Below are 16,581 nucleotides of genomic sequence, written 5' to 3' on the forward strand. Positions count from 1 at the left end.
TGGATTGTTTTTCGCATTTGACGCATGAAAGTTGAAGCCGTTAAATGTTCCTGCGCGGTCCAAGGAGACCACGGGTCGGAGTCGTCAGCGAATGGCTCTTCGTAGAACGTTGCCTTGCCGTGAAGATGGGAAGGTGGGAGACAGAGCATGCCTAGCGTCGCAGCACGCCTCGAACGATTGCCGTTCTGTGGGTTTCACAAGAAGTTGTTGTTCATGGGCGGGCTGGGTTACACCTTCGACGCAATGGATTCTTCGTCGATGGCCTTCGTGTTGCCCGCAATCACCAAAGCCTGGGGGTTGTCCTCTCTGCAGACAGGCCTCATCGCCAGCAGCACCTACACAGGATTTTTCTTCGGAGCAATGCTTGCTGGCCTGGCCGGCGACCGTTTTGGGCGTCGTTTTGTGATGATGACGGCGCTAATTATTTTCTGCATCGCCTCGGTCATCAGTTCTCAGGTAAATCACTGGCAAGCCTTCTACGCGATTCGAATCTTCGCGGGCTTCGGAGCCGGTGCAGAAAGCGCCATCGTTGCGCCATTTCTATCGGAGTTTGTCGCACGCAAGTATCGAGGAGCTTTCACAGGCGCGCTAGCAGGGTTCTTCGCCTTCGGTTACGTCATGTCGGCCGTTCTGGGCAATTTGATAATCCCGCATTTCCACGATGGCTGGCGCTTCGTCGTGGTCATCACCTCGCTGCCTATTTTCATCCTGCTGTGGTGGAGACGAGCCCTGCCGGAATCGCCCCGGTGGCTTGAAAGCCGCGGACGCATCGCGGAAGCCAACTCGACAATGGACCGAATCGAGGCACTCGTTCTCAAGGAAGGGCGAACGTTTGAGCCCGTCCTGGAAGCGATTGTGCAGTCGAGTCCGAAGATTAGTCCTTCAAGCTTCTTCGGAAACTTTGCGGCCATCTGGTCGCCGAAGCTGCGCAGAACAACCGCGATGTCGTGGGCGATGTGGTTCGCAATTGCGTTCAGTTATTACGCGTTCTTCACGTGGATTCCCAGCCTGCTCGTTCAGCACGGCATGACGCTCACGAAGAGTTTCGGCTTTTCCCTGTTGATGTACGCAGCGCAAATTCCTGGATACCTTTCCGCAGCATATTTCAACGAGCGAGTGGGCCGACAAGGGACAATTGCGACTTACATGGTCCTGGGTGGGCTATCGGCCGTCGGAATGGCGTTCTCCGATGCGACGTGGCAAATCGCGGTCGCTGGTATTTGCCTCTCGTTCTTTATGAACGGCACGTTCGGCGGCGTCTATGCGTACACGCCTGAAATCTTCCCCACGCACCTTCGTGCTACCGGCGTCGGTACCTCGTCGTCGTTTGGTCGCGTTGGAGCCGTAATCGCACCAATACTCGTCGGACTCATCTACCCGACATTAGGCTTCGCAGGCGTGTTCGGCATCACAACCTGCATTCTCCTCGCTGGTGCAGCTATCGTTCTCGTCTTCGGTATCCCGACTCGCGGTCTGGCACTGGAGGAAATTTCGACCTCAGAAAGCAGACCCGTTCACGCGGACGGTATGCCGATTCCCTCCAGAGGTGACGCATGACCGCATGCGAAAACATCCTTTCCGGGCTGCGCTCAATTACAGATGCTCACACACTCAAGGAACAACCACGGTCGACGCTCGCAGCTCTGGACAATGCAATCGCGGACATTGTTGGTCGAAAGCTGCTCACCGTTCTGACCGTCCACATCGAAGAAGGGATTGTCAAACGCGCGTATAGCAACCTACGCGACTCTTACGCGGCAGGCGGCATCAAGCGCATCGACTCTGCTCCCAGACTCTAGAAAGTGCTCGTCACTGGACAGCCATTCATTGGACGCAACCGGGATGACATCGTCGCTAACTTCACCGACGCCGAGACGATTCTTGCAACCGGATGTTCGAGCATCCTGAACGTTCCGGTAATCTGGATGGGAAAGATACTGGCTACCGTCAATCTCCTCCATACCGAAGACGGCTATTACCTTGATGCGCACATTCCGGTCGTGCGATGCCTGGCTCAGGCAGCACTGCCTGCCTTTCTATGCAATGAGCCTTCTTCCGTCGAACTTCTTGAATTGAACCACCAGTAAGGAACACACCATCATGTCAGACCGCGACGACAAGAACTCGGCCTGGAACGTGCCTCCGAGCCAGTACCTCTCAAACAGGCCTGCGCATTTTCAGCTTCCATCTGCACCGCAATCGCTGTACATCACCATGCGTGACGGCTGCCGTATTGCCGCCGACATTTACACTCCGCAAGCAGGTCCGCAAGCGGAGCGGTTCCCGACGCTGCTCATCTTTACCCCGTACTACAGGCGTTTCGAGACAGACGGCAAGGTAGCTGAGGCTGCGCCAGCCGCGGCCCGCTACCGCGACTTCTTCGTGCCTCGAGGGTATGTTGTCGTTGTGGTCGACGTCCGGGGCACCGGCGCGAGCTTCGGAACGCGCGATGCCCTTCGCTCTCCCACGGAACGCGATGACTACGGTGAGGTCGCAGAATGGACCCTCAAGCAACCATGGTCGAACGGCGTCATCGGGTCGACTGGCATCTCATATGTCGGCGCTGCCGCCTGCTTTCTTGCGAGTACAGGGCATCCGGCTGTCAAAGCGATTGCGCCGCTGTTCGGCGTGTCGGACATTTATAGTGAGCAGTTGTACCCGGGCGGCCTGGTGTCGAAGGTCTGGACTCAGGCGTACTCCACACTCATGGTTGCAATGGACCATGACCGGCGCGACCTCATCCGTCAAATCTCGTACTACGAGGACCCCGGACTGCAAGGACCGCACCGCGTGGATGAAGATACTGAGGGCAAGCTACTCGCTGCCGCTATCAACGAGCACCGCAGCAACTTTTCTCTCACGGACGCAGCGGGTGAGTTTGCATTCAAAGACGAGGGGATGCTTCACGCCACAGAGTTCACCCTCGCCGTTTGCAGCCCATATCACTACCTCGACCAGATTTCGCCCGAGGTCCCCATTTATTCTGTTTCAGGCTGGTTTGATGGCGCGGGCTACGCTAATGGCGCGATTACGCGCTTCCTGACTCGCGCGAACCCGAAAGACCGACTGCTTCTGGGGCCATGGGACCACGGTGCCCGTACGAATGTCTCACCCTGGCGAAAGCAAGAGGCTCCGCAGTTCAATCTGCTCGCTGAGCTACTCCGATTCTTCGACACGCATTTGATGGGCAAGGACGCGGGCCTGGATGCTGAGGCGCCAATACATTACTACAACGTTCATGCTGAACAGTGGCAGGCGTCGGCGGTTTGGCCTCCAGTCTCAAAGCCCACCCGATTCAACCTGTCTGCCGGAGGCAAACTGACCGAATCCCCGGCTGAACAATCCATAGACAGTTTCAAGGTTGATTTCGAAACATCAAGTGGTAAGCAAACGCGATATGAGCGCCTTGGCGCGGCGACCATCGTTGACTATTACCCCGACTGGTCTGACTGCTCCGCCGCGATGTTGCATTACGAGACTGCGCCGGTAGTTGAACCGATGTCCCTCGCAGGACACGCCGTGGCAACCCTTCGAATGGCGGTTGACCAGGGGGACGCGTCGATATTCGTCTACCTATCTGAAGTCGACGTCGAAGGAAACGTCTTTTACATGACCGAGGGAATGCTCCGCGCGATACATCGGAAAATGTCCGAAGCCCCGGCAGAGTACGTGACCGCGTGGCCCTTCCGTTCATATCACCGCGCTGATGCGTCTCGTCTCGAGGTCGGAGTGCCAACCGACTTCGTTATCCCGTTGCTCCCTGTTGCATGGACGTTGAAAAAAGGGAGCAGACTACGTGTATCGATTTCCGGCGCCGATGCGGGTCACTTCGTGCCGATGCCATATGGTCGCCCACCCGTCTTCTCGGTACACACCGGCATCGGTGGAAGCTTCGTCGAGGTGCCGCTTACACCGGCCATTGCGTAGAAGACGTTCCACGCCCAGAAGTTAATGAAGCCCGCCGCGCGGCGGGCAACCTCAACATAACCACTTGTCGGCGCAGACCCGAGCGCCGCGAGAGTCACAGCCTCGCGTGCGTCCGTAACCACTAATGGTCGAACCAGGTTACCGGATTTTCTGCGGGAATCTCTTCCAAGTCCTGACGCCCACAATCCCTTGCAATGACGATGGCTCCGAGTGGCGCGGTCGTATTCGGACTGAGACGGCGCGGTGCTGAAAATGTCGTTCCTACGCTTTGGAGCAAAACACGGTCGCTTCCGTTATCCCCCGAGACAATCGCCTTGATTCGCAACAGTCGCTCGCCGAGCGCTCCCGCCAGGTTCTCCAACCAGTCGAGGGTTGCTTCCCACGATTGGTTCTCCTCAAGCTTGGCTCGGAAGACGCGGACCCTAGGGTGGAGCAATCTTGAGGGCTCGGGTTGCCTCAATTGTTCCTTGAGCACTATTGGCAATCCACTTTCTGGCGGCAGGAATGCTTCGCGAACGCGAACTGACGCAGAGAACTCGTTCACCACTCGCGCGAGCGGGTTGGCGGCCGCTGCTGATTCAAACGCCTCGTCACGCCTCGCACTCGATACTAGGTCGACCTTGGTGAGAACAATTGCGCTGGCGGCAGCCAGTTGGGCCACAGCATCTTCAAATTCACCACTCCGCAGCGACGGTCGACTGCAATCGTAGGTCGTAACCAGATGCAGCCGGAGGCGTAGGTCGGAGAGCTCCTGCAATGACGAAACGATGGGCCCAGGTCGCGAGAGACCGCTGCACTCCAGAACAATGCGAGCGAACGGACTTTGCCCTGAGGTCCGGCGCGACTCGAAGAGGTCTTGCACCGTGGTGACCAGGTCGTTCGTCAACGAGCAGCAGACACATCCGTTGCTGAGCGTAGCCATTGACATTCCGCGCGCCGATTCAGACAGCACGGCACCGTCTATGTTTATCTCACCCGCCTCGTTGACGATGATGGCAGTGTCGGTTGTGCTCTCGCTGGCGAGCAGGCCCTCCAGTAGTGTGGTCTTCCCACTACCCAGCATGCCTGAGACGATGATGAATTGCGGTCCATTTTCCATGCGACCCTCACCGCGCCCGTTGATTCTCGGGTGAACCCGACCAAGTGTCAGCCACCATGTCACGAACGTCTGACAGCAGTTCAGCGACGTCGTAGACCATCCCACCTCGAATCGTCTTCAACAGGCAACGCTTGAACTCAGGTCCGTTGGTGTCCTCGTTCAAGCGGACGGCACCGGTGCCGTAGAGCAGCTTGAAGTCGGTCAACGGATTCTGGTCATGAACAAGAATATCGCCCCGCTTGCCGACCTCAAGAGTACCTGCGTCAGCTTCAATGCCGAGAAGCTCCGCTGCATGCGATGTCGCCGCGCGCAGAACTTCGAGCGGCGAGAAGCCGGCTTCTTGAAGCAGTTCGAGCTCGCGAACGAACCCGAAACCGTAGACCTGGTACATGAAGCCAGAGTCACTGCCAGCGCACACGCGGCCGCCACGATTTTTGTAATCGTTCAGGAAGGTCATTAGGATGCTGAAGCTCTCCTTCCACTCGACCTCGTTCTTCACCGACCAACGATAGAAGTACGCGCCATGACCGCCACGTTGCGGCTGGAAATATTTCCACGTCGTGCTGTCCGTATACTCGTCGTGCCAGTCAGCACGACGCGCACGCATCAAATCGCGGTTGCTGTCGTAAACGTTCATCGTCGGAACGAAGGTGTGCCCTGCTTCGAGGAATGCCTCGATGACCTCGTTCCATTTCGCGCTGCCGGGCCGCGCTGCCTGCAGAAATGTCTGACCGGCAGTTGCGAACCGCATGTACTCATCGTTGTAGTTGTAGTCGTCGCTCACTGATTGCAGCGTGCGACCATCGAACAACGCCTCAGGAATTCCGTACGCGTGCTCGGTGCTTGTCAGCCCCCAGCGCGCTGTGCGCAACGCATTCATACGACCAACTGAAAGCTGTGCATGGTGGCAACAGGTCCGCAAACCGAGCTTTTTGCTCTCATCAAGAGCGGCTTCCATGATTGCAGGTGGAGCACCGAAGAATTTAACGCCTCGTGCGCCCTTTGCGTGGGCCTTTCGAAGCCACTCCCGACCCTGCTCCGGCGTGAAGATTGTCTTCAGGTAATCATTGACTGCGGGGAAATAAACGTATGGGTACAGCGTCGGCGCGGCAATCTGGCCAGCATCAGCTGCCTCCGCCTGCTGCTGCGTCCACGCAAGCCCATTCATCGTGCCTGCTTCACGGACGCTCGTAACGCCATGCGCGAGCCAAAGCTTGTAGATGTAGTCAGCTGGCAGCATCTCGCCGTTTTCGGCGTGGAATGGCGTGCCGATGTGGGCGTGGCAATCGATGAAGCCTGGTGTGACGAACTTTCCAGAGCAGTCAATTTCATGGTCGCCAGCCTCGGGGCGACGAGCCGGGTTGATAGGTAGGCCCGGTACACCAACGGCGGCTACGTGAGTGATGCGCCCTTCTTCGACCACGATGTCGGCCGGTCCCCAAGGAGGCGCTCCCGTACCATCGATGACCATCGCACCGCGCAGAACGAGTCGCCGGAAGGGACCGGCGCCGCGGTCACGCTCTGTTGCCGCTTGCACCTGCCCCAAACCTTTCTTTGCGAAACCGGCGACCATCTCTTCGCCGACTTCAATATCCACACCAGGCGCGCTCATGCTGTCTCCGTTATCGAATTGCCCTGTTCAGGCTTTCGTCAATCCTCAGAATACTTTCGTGCCGGGGGCGACATCACGCTCCGGCTTGAGATAAACAACCGCGCCCTCCGCGCCCTCGACGCCGAGCATCAGAACCTCGGACTTGAATCCGGCAATACGCCGGGCGCCGAGATTCACTGCGCAAATGACCATCTGACCGACAAGCTCTTCAGCTTTGTAGAGTGCCACGTATTGACCGCTGGTTGCGAGTTCACCAAGCTCGCCGAAGTCAATCCAAATCTTGTAGGCAGGTTTCCGTGCTTCCGTGTTCAATTCGACGCGAGCGATGCGGCCAGCGCGCATGTCGACCATTGAAAATGCTTCGTAAGGGGTTGTATCGCTCATCTTGTAACAATAAAAAATTTTGTATCCAAGGCCCAACGGGGTCTCGAGACATAGCCGCAGTACGGCGGATGCATTTCGGTCGCTATGCCGTCGAGTCCGCGTTGAGCAACTGTGCATTCTGAACTTCGTCCGGATGCTTGTATCTGACCACGGGGAGCAAGGGTCCCTCGAGCTCACCTTGGCAAACCCTCATGGAAGCTTGAGCATAGTCCAAAATCACAGGACGGAAATGTCGGGGCTTGGCCCCCGGCTCGATGACCGGTGGCGCTGCCCCCGCGGCTATCGCTTCTTCGACTTGTTCGTCTATCAGGGTCGCCGCGACATCGTCGATGAGCGGTCCGACATCAGTTCGCTCATCGAGCGGGTCTCCGACATTTAACTGAGCTACTCGGCTGATGAGTGTGGAGACAACCAAGTCCGCGATGGAATCGTGTACGTAAAGACACGATATGCGCTCGGCTTCCCCCCGGAAAGGAGGAAAGAAGGCCCGCTGAATGATTGAGTCGCACACGGACTCGATGTCGGAGTGCTTGTCGACTGCGAGCGGAGACCGAGTGACCGTAGTTATCGTCACGGGCACTAATGCTTCGCCGCACGCACCCATGATGTAGCTGCCCACTTCACCGCTTCCTCGAAACCGGACTTCGCTCACATGAGAGTGCATGAGCGCCGCATGTAACATTCCAATCGCATCAGTAGAAGGAACAACGCACAGCAATCCGTCGAGGTCGTCACCTTCCTTCCAAAGCGCAGCCAACGATAACGAAGATAGCGATGCTCGCGTAGAGGGTTTCACAAGCAACGCACGGCCGTTGCTCAGCGCCGTTACCGTCTCTGTTATCAATGACAATACCGGGTCGCACCAATTCAAGATGCCAAACGTCACCTGCGCTGCCGTCCACTCCCGCGCCAAGGCTGCAATCGGACTCGAACCGTAAAGGTCGAGAGTCGCAAGCGCCGTCAGCACCTCTATGCGAGCAAACCTGATTGGCTTGCCCGTCTCAAGGCTAATTGTGCGCGCCAACCTCTCTCGCTGTAAGGCGATTTTTTTCGCCCAGGTACACAACCGCTCTTGAACCACGCGTGTGGTGTGAAGCGTTCGTGCAGCGATAAAAGCACGTTCGAAATGCGGTGCGATGGTTCGGGAGTCGGTGTCGGGCGCGCTGCCAACAACCGAACCGTCGAAGGGACTATTGATGTCGAAACGACGTGTGATGCCTACTCGCGCGCCATATGGTCGCGCAAGCAGGCGTTGGGTGGCCTCGTCAAGCCGTCCGTCCAGCATCGCTTAGGCAGCAGCTTTGGCCGCAGCGACGGCACGACCGAACATGCCGAGCGCGTCGGACACATCCTGGTCGGACACAGTCAGGGGTGACAGGAAGCGAACGACGTTCCGCTCGACGCCGCACTTGATAATGAGCAGCCCTTCTTCGCGTGCCGTATCCAGAATGCGCTGAGTGAGCGCACCGTCGGCCGTCTTTGCCTGAGGGTCAGAGACGAACTCAACGGCAACCATGGCACCGGTCTGACGGATTTCACCCATCTCCGCATGCAGGGCCTTAAGCTCGTCAAGGCCGGCGCGAAGTTGCTCGCCGATTTTGACGCTGCGCTCGAGGAGATTCTCTTGCTCGAAGATGTCGAGCACTGCATTGGCCGCGGCACAAGCCAGCGGATTACCGCCATAAGTGCCGCCCAAACCGCCCGGGGTCGGTGCATCGATGATTTCGGCGCGGCCGACCACGCCGGAGATGGGCAGGCCGCCAGCGAGGCTCTTCGCCACCGTTACGAGGTCAGGCTGAATGCCCGAGTGCTGGAAACCAAACATCGTGCCCGTCCGACCGAAACCGGTTTGGATTTCATCGCAAATCAGCACGATGCCGTGCTTCGTCGTGAGCTCGCGCAGCGCCTTCATGAACTCCGCCGGCGCGGCCAGGAAACCACCGTCGCCCTGAACGGGTTCGAGAATAATCGTGGCGACTCGGTCCGGCTGGATTTGCGTATTGAAAATGGTCTCAAGTGCCTTGAGCGCATCGTCCGACGAGATGCCGTGGTACGCATTGGGGTACGGCGCGTGATAGACGTCCGGCGCGAACGGTCCGAAGTTCTGCTTGTACGGTGCGCTCATGCCCGTCAGGGACATGCCGAGTAGCGTGCGACCGTGGAAGCCGCCGCGGAACGCGATAACGCCCGGGCGATTTGTGTAGCCGCGTGCAATCTTGATGGAGTTCTCGACCGCTTCAGCGCCCGTGGTCAGGAAGACCGATTTGTAACCCTGTCCCGGTGCCACAAGTTCGGACAGGCGCGCTGCCAAGCGGACATACGGCTCATAGCTCACGACCTGGAAACAAACATGCGAGAACGATTCCAGCTGCTGCTGCACAGCGGCTACAACGGCCGGATGGTTATGGCCGACGTTGAGGACGCCGATTCCGCCAACGAAATCGAGAAATTTGCGTCCAGTCTCGTCCCAAAGATAGGCGCCCGCCGCACGGGTAGCAACAATCGGATGGGCGGTCGCGACTCCGCGAGCGACGTAGGTTTGGCGAAGCGCAGCGGCGCTTTGGGACTTGTCGAGACTTTTGTTCATGAATGACCTCCTGAGGTGAACCCATGGTAGGAAGCCAGAAATGACGAGAACATCTACTTTAAGTAGGAATTTTCGAGCTAATTTTCAGTTATTTTGACGCAATTACTACTTCGTGTACTAATCTTGAAGATGCCGTTCCTACCAAACGTGGATGGTTATGCGATTTCTGGCTGGCTTCAATGAGATACGGCTGGTTCTTGGCGAACCGCGCCGACCCATTGAAAAGAGCTTGAGCACGTACCGGGAGCGGAGATGAACACGGTGAATCTGGCAGCAGAGTATCAGGACGAGCGGACGGCACGACGGCGCGCCATCGTTGCGACCGTCCTAGGAAACGGTTTCGAATGGTTCGATTTCATGGTGTACGGCTTCTTTGCCATCACCATCGCAAAGCAGTTTTTTCCGACCGGGAACGACCTCACCTCGCTGATGCTTTCAGTCGCGACGTTCGGTGTAGGTTTTCTTGTGCGCCCTTTCGGCGGGATTCTCATCGGCATCTATTCCGACCGCGCAGGCCGTAAATCGGCATTGTCGCTGACCATCCTTCTGATGTGCGCAGGCACGGCACTCATCGGGCTGGCTCCAAACTATTCGCAGATTGGCATAGCCGCACCGTGCCTGATTGTCCTTGCGCGTCTCTTGCAAGGCTTCTCTGCTGGCGGCGAAATGGGCACGGCTACCGCATTCCTTACCGAACACGCTCCAAAGGGTAAAAAGGCTTACTACTCTAGCTGGATTCAGACGAGCATCGGGTTTGCAGTGCTACTCGGCGCTTGCTTTGGTACCGGCATTACGCTTGGCCTCTCCACTGCGGACATGGAAAGCTGGGGCTGGCGTATTCCGTTTCTCTCGGGCCTGCTCATCGGACCTATCGGCTTCTTTATTCGTCGAAATCTGGACGAGACGCCGGTTTTTTTGGACGCAGAGAAGTCGAAGACGCCGCTCTCTGATGTGTTGCGCGACTACCCCTGGCAAGCCTTCGCGAGCTTTGCAATGGTCGTGCTGTGGACGGTGTGTATCTATGTGATTCTTTTTTACATGCCGACCTTCTCGGTCAAGGTTCTGAAACTTCCCCAATCGGCATCGTTCATCGCTGCAATGGTCGGCGGTAGCGTCATCACGGTCTGTTCGCCGTTCACTGGCTGGTATTCAGACAAGGTTGGGCGCAAGTGGCTTTTGGGTGGCGCCTCAGCGGCAATGCTCGTCCTCGCATGGCCGCTGTTCGCAATGATTGTAAAGTCACCGTCAGTCGCAACGTTGTGCGTCTTCCAGGCCATCTTTGGCGTGCTCATCGCAATCTATACCGGCCCCATCCTGGCTGCTTTGTCGGAAACGTTCCCGACGAAGGTGCTTTCGACCGGCCTTTCAGTCGCCTACAATCTCGCGGTCATGACATTCGGCGGTTTTGCATCGCTTATTCTCACGTGGCTTATCAGCACCACGGGAACGCCGATGGCACCTGCTATTTACGTTATCTTTGCCGCCGCGTTCAGCTTACTCGGCGTCTTGTTCGGTTACCGACAGCCCAAAGAGGCTTAATTGATGCCGCGGTGTCAGGCTGATACCGCGGCGAAACTATTCGCCGCCATGAAGCTCGACACCGCCATCCGTGAGACTGTTTTACGTGAAGCTGAGGTCGTTGCTGGAGAAGAGAGTCTTCAGCGCGAGATTACCTGGGTTCACATGGTTGACCATCCAGACATCGTCAACTGGGTAAAGCCGGGCGAACTACTGCTGACAACCGGCTATAACTGGCCGCGCGACGCCGAAACGTCGCGACGGTTGGTACGTGAACTGAGCGACGTTGGACTTGCCGGCGTCGTCCTTGCGGTCCCTCAGTTTCGAGACCACTTTCCTGAAGAAGCCATCAGCGAAGCTCGTAGCGTTGGTTTCCCTCTTCTCGAACTGCCGTGGGCCGTGCAGTTCAGTCAAGTTACACACGAAATTCTCGCGAAGATAATTAACTTCCAGGCTGAAATTATCGAACGGTCTGAACAGCTGCATCGAGCGTTGACCAACGCTGCGGTCACCGCCAAAAGCTTACGCGACATCGCGGAAACATTGCGAAAGCTCGTCGGCCGAGAAGTCGCGTTCACCAGCGTTTCTGGCGAAATCCTTGGCACATCAGTCGATGACGAAAATTCGCCGTTGCTGGAAGAGCAGTTTATATCCTCTCTCTCGCAATCACCCGTTGATTCAAGAAGCGCGCAAAGGCCGACCCGCGTGAAATTCCAGACTGCGAACGGTGTTCTGTATCGACTTCGGTTGGCCGTCAGACTTCATGATTCGCTCGTCGCAGTAACTTGGCTCGACCTCGAAGGCGCGGAAGCCGATGAACTCGATACCCGCGCGATGGAGCATGCAAGCGTGGTGGCTGCTCTCCACCTCATGCACCAGCAGCAGCTCGCACAACAAGAAGACCGCTTGGGCTATGCTCTCGTCGCCGGCCTTCTTGATGGCGAATTCACGGCCACACCCGCCGCGATTGAGCGAGCGCGAGTCTGCGGCTGGAGCCAGACAAATCAATATCGAATTGGTCTCGTGCTTTTAGACGAACCCATCCCGCTCACGACAGAAGGATTGAATCGCCGCGAGCGTTGGGTGGAATCTCTGAAACATCAACTTCGGGCTACTGGTCAACCGGAACTGCTCGCAATATGGCTTAATCAGATTAAGTTCATCCTACCCGCCGAGGCCTCACCTGAGTTGTTATGGGAAGCGGTGACCGACCAACGCGCGGCCATGGCAATAAGCCGAGTTCACACGGGCATCGATGGTATGGCCACTGGCTCGAAGGACGTTGATGCGTTGCTCCCAACGCTGCGCCCTGGAAGGCTTCATCGTTTCGATGAAATTCTGTTCCCCCGCGCGCTGCTTGGTGATGCTAATGCGCGGGACATGCTCATCGAGCGCCTCGTCACGCCACTGGTATCGCGGCCACGTGGCGAGTCTCTGCTCGACACACTCTGCACGCTTGCAGATGAAGGCTTCCAGTTAGTCAATGCGGCGCGCTCCCTTGGCATTCATATCAGCACAATGAGATACCGCCTCGAGAAAATCGAGGAGGTTCTCAATGTGACGTTGGAAGACCCGAAGGTTCGCTTCCAGGTTCAAGTCGCAATGGCCCTGTATCGGCTTCGCGAAGATTGAGCCTCTCATTCCTACTTTAAGTAGGAAGACTTCAGCTTTGTGTCGCGTTTTAATTTGGTATGACGCGGGATTTCTTGGTCATCGTGCAGTTCGCGTTGGACCGCCTTCCCACCGCTCTCTCCGAAATTCGCGACCAAATGACTTCAAATACGTCTTCCTCACGCCCGGACCTCAACAAGCTTCTCGCGCTTCAGCGGCAACTCGCAGAAACGACGGATGCTGAAATCAGGTTCGATGCAGGGTCCCGCGCGGCTTACGCGTCTGAGGCGTCGAACTACCGTCAGGTTCCTATCGGCGTCGTCCTTCCCCGCACGGTGGAAGACGTCGTCACAGTCATGCGTGCGTGCCATGATGCCGACGTTCCAGTGCTCACGCGCGGTGCCGGCACCTCGATGTGCGGGCAGGCCGTCAATGTCGCGGTCATCATCGATACCTCGCGCCACCTGACTCGAATCGAACAGCTGGATGGAAGCGCCCATACCGCCGTCGTTCAACCTGGTGTCATCTGCGACCAGCTGAAAAGCGCGGCAGCCCTTAAAGGCCTGACGTTCGGCCCAGACCCTGCAACTCACAGCCGCTGCACGATTGGTGGCATGGTCGGCAACAACTCCTGTGGCGCCCACTCGGTGATGGCAGGAAAAACTGCCGAGAACATCGAAGCCATGGAAATTCTCACCTATGACGGTGAGCGGTTCTGGGTTGGCCCGACCGACGAGGCAGCATATCAAGAGCACATCGCAGCAGGCGGTCGACGCGCAGAAATCGTGCAGGGCCTTAGAAACTTCGTCAATCGCCATGCCGCAGAGATTCGCGCCGGCTTCCCCAAGCTCAAGCGCCGTGTTTCAGGCTATAGCCTCGACCAGCTCCTCCCCGAAAATGGTTTCAACATCGCCCGAGCACTGGTTGGCTCTGAAGGTACGTGCGTGTCTGTCTTGCGCGCCACGACGACGCTCGTGCGCAATCCAACTGCTCGCGCGCTGACCGTCTTCGGATTCCCGACCATCTTCGATGCTGCAGACTGTGTCCCCCAACTGCTGCCCCTTGAGCCCATTGCGATGGAAGGGCTCGACACCGGCATCGTTGGTGGCTTGCGCGAACGAGGTCTCGCACTCGCCGACATTGCAGAACTGCCTGATGGCAATGCATGGCTCATGGTCGAGTTCGGTACTGACAGTCTGGAAACGGCAGTCGCGCGTGCTCAAGCGGCGGCAGACTTGGCATCTTCCCTGCCCGGCCGGCCGAACGCACGTGTCGTGTCCGACGCGGCAATGATGAAATGCCTTTGGTCCGTTCGCGAGACCGGCGCCTCGGCGACCTCGATTGGCGACGACCCGTCGAAGCCCGACCCCGTGGTCGGTTGGGAAGATGCCGCTGTGGAGCCGCGCCTGCTCGGCGCATACCTGCGCGAGTTCTCGGCTTTGGTCGAGCGCTACGGATACACGACCAATATGTACGGTCACTTCGGCGACGGCTGTATCCATTCCCGCATCAACTTCGACCTGCGCAACGGACAGGGCATCGCTACATGGCGCCAGTTCCTCGAAGAGGCTGCGAAGCTCGTTGTCAAATACGAAGGCTCGCTTTCCGGTGAACATGGCGATGGCCAAGCTAAGGGCGAATTGCTCTCGCTTATGTACTCGCCTGAAATCATGGCTGCCTTCCGCGAGTTCAAAGCAATCTGGGACCCAAAAAACCGGATGAACCCTGGCAAGCTCATCGACGCGATGCCGGTTCACGAGAACCTCAGACTTGGACCGACGTATCGTCGCGTAGACGTGCCGAGTCACTTTTCGTTTGGCAATCTTCAGAGTCCAGACACATTCGCTCGCGCCACGGAACGCTGCATTGGAATGGGCAAGTGCCGCTCGCTCGAAGGGGGGACCATGTGTCCCAGCTACCGCGCGACGCGCGAGGAGAAGTATTCGACGCGAGGCCGCAGCCGCTTGCTGTTCGAGTTGCTGAGGGGCGAAGTCATCACGGACGGATGGGACAACAAAGACGTCAAAGACTCACTGGACAATTGCCTTGCCTGCAAAGGCTGTCGCAGCGATTGCCCAACCCACGTTGACTTGGCCAAGTACAAGAGCCACTTCTTGTACCAGCACTATCAGCGCGTCAAACGTCCGTTGATGGACACGATGATTGGCCACATCGGCTCGTGGCTGCCCGTCGCCACGCGTATCAGCGGCGTCATCAACGTCGCGATGAAGATGCCGGCGTTTCGTGCAGTTTCTCAGAAATTCGGGCTCGCAGCACACGTGAAATTCCCGGCTATCGCATCCGAAGCATTTCGAAACAGCGAAACCGCCAAGAGACTGCTAGGTGGCGTTAACGAAAAGCCACAAGCATCCAAATCCGTTCTCCTGTGGACCGACACCTTTAATAACGGCTTCTCCCCTGAGGTACTTCATGCAACCGTGCGTGTCCTGAAGTCCTATGGCGTCGATGTCGAACTCATGAGCAAGCAGATTTGCTGCGGCCGTCCTTATTACGACGCGGGCATGCTCGACCAAGCAAAACGGAACCTCGTGGAAATCATGAGGGAGCTGAAGGACGTCATTGCGCATCGACTGCCGGTCGTAGTTCTGGAACCCAGTTGTTTGTCCGTGTTCCGCGATGAGCTTCGCTCTCTTTTCCCGGAAGACAAGAATGCGGAAGCGCTGTCCGCTTCGGTCCAAACCCTCGCTGAGTATCTCGAGTCGCAAGGATTTGAAGTGCCCAAGCTGGACGAGACCGTCTACATCCATGGGCACTGCCATCAGAAGGCCTGCGGAGGCGTGAAAGCAGAGTCACGACTCGTAGACAAAGCTGCCGCATCCGGCGCTGTGCTGCAGACCGGCTGCTGCGGGATGGCTGGGGCCTTTGGCTATCACACCAAGACAGCAGAAGTTGCACGCGCCGTCGCCGAATCGGAACTTGTACCAAAAATCGAGCCACTCGAAAAGGACTCGGTTCTGGTGACCGACGGCTTCAGTTGCCGCTCTCAGATTGGCAACACCACCGGCCGGAAAGCGATTCACCTCGCGCAGTGGCTTGACGAACGAACAAAGAAGACTACGGCATCTCAACCCGTTGAACCCTCATCTCAGGAAGAAACAGTATGAATAGAAGAGACTTTGCGAGTGTTGCGTCACTGGGCGCAGCAGCCCTGCTGTTGTCTCGGACCAGCAGCGCCGCTGCGGCCGGGCCGAACAGTGACCTTTCGACGAACCTCGCCAAAGCGGCTGCAGCAATTCATCGCGCTCCATCGAGGGAAGCCGCAATTCAGGGTTGGCTTGAAGTGGTCAAGACGCGCCTGCCTTATCTGCAAGCGACAGCGCTCGTATCTCGGCCCCGTCCGGAAGCTCCGAAAGAGCTTGGTGCGGTCCGTCGAATTTTTTCCACCGTCCCGAGCGAATACCCGGTTGGCGGCTGGAAACAACTCTCTGGGTCCGATTGGGCGCGTAAGGTGCTCGAGCGTGGTGAGGTTCTCGTCGCTAATTCCGACGAACAACTTGAACATTACTTCCCGGACCATGCGAAGTTGAAGTCGCTAGGCACAGCAACACTGGTCAATATCCCTGTCGTTGTCTGCAACCGGACTGTCGGTGCCTTTGCCTTCATGTGTGCGGAAGTGGTCCCTGAAAACGCCATCACAGAAGAAATTCGACTGCTGAGCGCACTGACCGCGCCGCTCTTCTCCGACGACCTGGTACCAGCCGCAAGCTAACGCGACAGCAGGATATGCCGTAGGGCCCGAAGTATCGACCGAGACACTCGTAAAGTGGACCATCCGCCGAAACCAAATGCTGCGACAAGCGAGTAGTCTTAGGTTAAGCAACA

At 57.5% G+C, this 16,581-nt stretch carries 13 protein-coding genes; 8 read left to right on the plus strand and 5 right to left on the minus strand.

What is annotated here, in order from left to right; translation table 11 throughout:
* Nucleotides 1-147: 147 nt before the first annotated feature.
* From ACEN8U_RS26890 to ACEN8U_RS26905, 4 genes are read left to right on the plus strand one after another with little or no spacing between them, the layout of a single operon-like run.
* The gene (locus ACEN8U_RS26890) at nucleotides 148-1,557 is read left to right on the plus strand and encodes an MFS transporter (protein ID WP_413657903.1); all 1,410 of its coding nucleotides are present in this window, start codon (nucleotides 148-150) and stop codon (nucleotides 1,555-1,557) included.
* Nucleotides 1,554-1,799, plus strand: a complete 246-nt coding sequence (locus ACEN8U_RS26895) for a hypothetical protein (protein ID WP_413657905.1) — start codon at nucleotides 1,554-1,556, stop codon at nucleotides 1,797-1,799. The genes ACEN8U_RS26890 and ACEN8U_RS26895 overlap by 4 nt, the downstream gene beginning before the upstream one ends.
* A gap of 3 nt (nucleotides 1,800-1,802) precedes the next feature.
* The gene (locus tag ACEN8U_RS26900; RefSeq protein ID WP_413657907.1) at nucleotides 1,803-2,087 is read left to right on the plus strand and encodes a hypothetical protein; all 285 of its coding nucleotides are present in this window, start codon (nucleotides 1,803-1,805) and stop codon (nucleotides 2,085-2,087) included.
* 13 nt (nucleotides 2,088-2,100) lie between these two features.
* Nucleotides 2,101-3,927: a CocE/NonD family hydrolase gene (locus tag ACEN8U_RS26905; protein WP_413657909.1), complete on the plus strand. Its 1,827-nt coding sequence runs from the start codon at nucleotides 2,101-2,103 to the stop codon at nucleotides 3,925-3,927.
* Between the two features lie 121 nt (nucleotides 3,928-4,048).
* Here ACEN8U_RS26905 and ACEN8U_RS26910 read toward each other — a convergent pair whose 3' ends face one another.
* The 5 genes from ACEN8U_RS26910 to gabT form a co-directional block, all read right to left on the minus strand.
* Nucleotides 4,049-5,026, minus strand: coding sequence for a CobW family GTP-binding protein (locus ACEN8U_RS26910; protein WP_413657911.1), 978 nt, complete (start codon nucleotides 5,024-5,026; stop codon nucleotides 4,049-4,051).
* A gap of 7 nt (nucleotides 5,027-5,033) precedes the next feature.
* On the minus strand, nucleotides 5,034-6,638 hold the full coding sequence (locus ACEN8U_RS26915) for an amidohydrolase family protein (RefSeq protein WP_413657913.1): 1,605 nt from the start codon (nucleotides 6,636-6,638) through the stop codon (nucleotides 5,034-5,036).
* 45 nt (nucleotides 6,639-6,683) lie between these two features.
* Nucleotides 6,684-7,022 carry a tRNA-binding protein gene (locus tag ACEN8U_RS26920; protein ID WP_413657915.1) on the minus strand — a complete coding sequence of 113 codons (339 nt, stop codon included), beginning with the start codon at nucleotides 7,020-7,022 and terminating at the stop codon, nucleotides 6,684-6,686.
* Nucleotides 7,023-7,104: 82 nt separating this feature from the next.
* Nucleotides 7,105-8,307 (minus strand): aldehyde dehydrogenase family protein, encoded by a 1,203-nt coding sequence (locus tag ACEN8U_RS26925; protein WP_413657917.1) that lies wholly within the window; start codon nucleotides 8,305-8,307, stop codon nucleotides 7,105-7,107.
* 3 nt (nucleotides 8,308-8,310) lie between these two features.
* Complete coding sequence (gene gabT, locus ACEN8U_RS26930; protein ID WP_413657919.1) at nucleotides 8,311-9,609, minus strand: 4-aminobutyrate--2-oxoglutarate transaminase; 1,299 nt, start codon at nucleotides 9,607-9,609, stop codon at nucleotides 8,311-8,313.
* A 252-nt stretch (nucleotides 9,610-9,861) separates the two neighbouring features.
* On the opposite strand from gabT, the gene ACEN8U_RS26935 reads away from it, so the two are divergent.
* The 4 genes from ACEN8U_RS26935 (at nucleotide 9,862) to ACEN8U_RS26950 (ending at nucleotide 16,468) form a co-directional block, all read left to right on the plus strand.
* A complete protein-coding gene (locus ACEN8U_RS26935; RefSeq protein WP_413657921.1) occupies nucleotides 9,862-11,148 on the plus strand; it encodes an MFS transporter in 1,287 nt (428 codons plus the stop codon).
* 48 nt (nucleotides 11,149-11,196) lie between these two features.
* Nucleotides 11,197-12,759: a PucR family transcriptional regulator gene (locus ACEN8U_RS26940; RefSeq protein WP_413657923.1), complete on the plus strand. Its 1,563-nt coding sequence runs from the start codon at nucleotides 11,197-11,199 to the stop codon at nucleotides 12,757-12,759.
* Between the two features lie 137 nt (nucleotides 12,760-12,896).
* Entirely contained in the window at nucleotides 12,897-15,863 is a 2,967-nt protein-coding gene (locus ACEN8U_RS26945; RefSeq protein ID WP_413658625.1) for an FAD-binding and (Fe-S)-binding domain-containing protein, read from the plus strand.
* On the plus strand, nucleotides 15,860-16,468 hold the full coding sequence (locus tag ACEN8U_RS26950) for a hypothetical protein (protein ID WP_413657925.1): 609 nt from the start codon (nucleotides 15,860-15,862) through the stop codon (nucleotides 16,466-16,468). The genes ACEN8U_RS26945 and ACEN8U_RS26950 overlap by 4 nt, the downstream gene beginning before the upstream one ends.
* Nucleotides 16,469-16,581: the final 113 nt, after the last annotated feature.

Origin of the sequence: Paraburkholderia phenoliruptrix, from assembly GCF_047325075.1 — a bacterium.
GTDB lineage: Bacteria > Pseudomonadota > Gammaproteobacteria > Burkholderiales > Burkholderiaceae > Paraburkholderia > Paraburkholderia phenoliruptrix.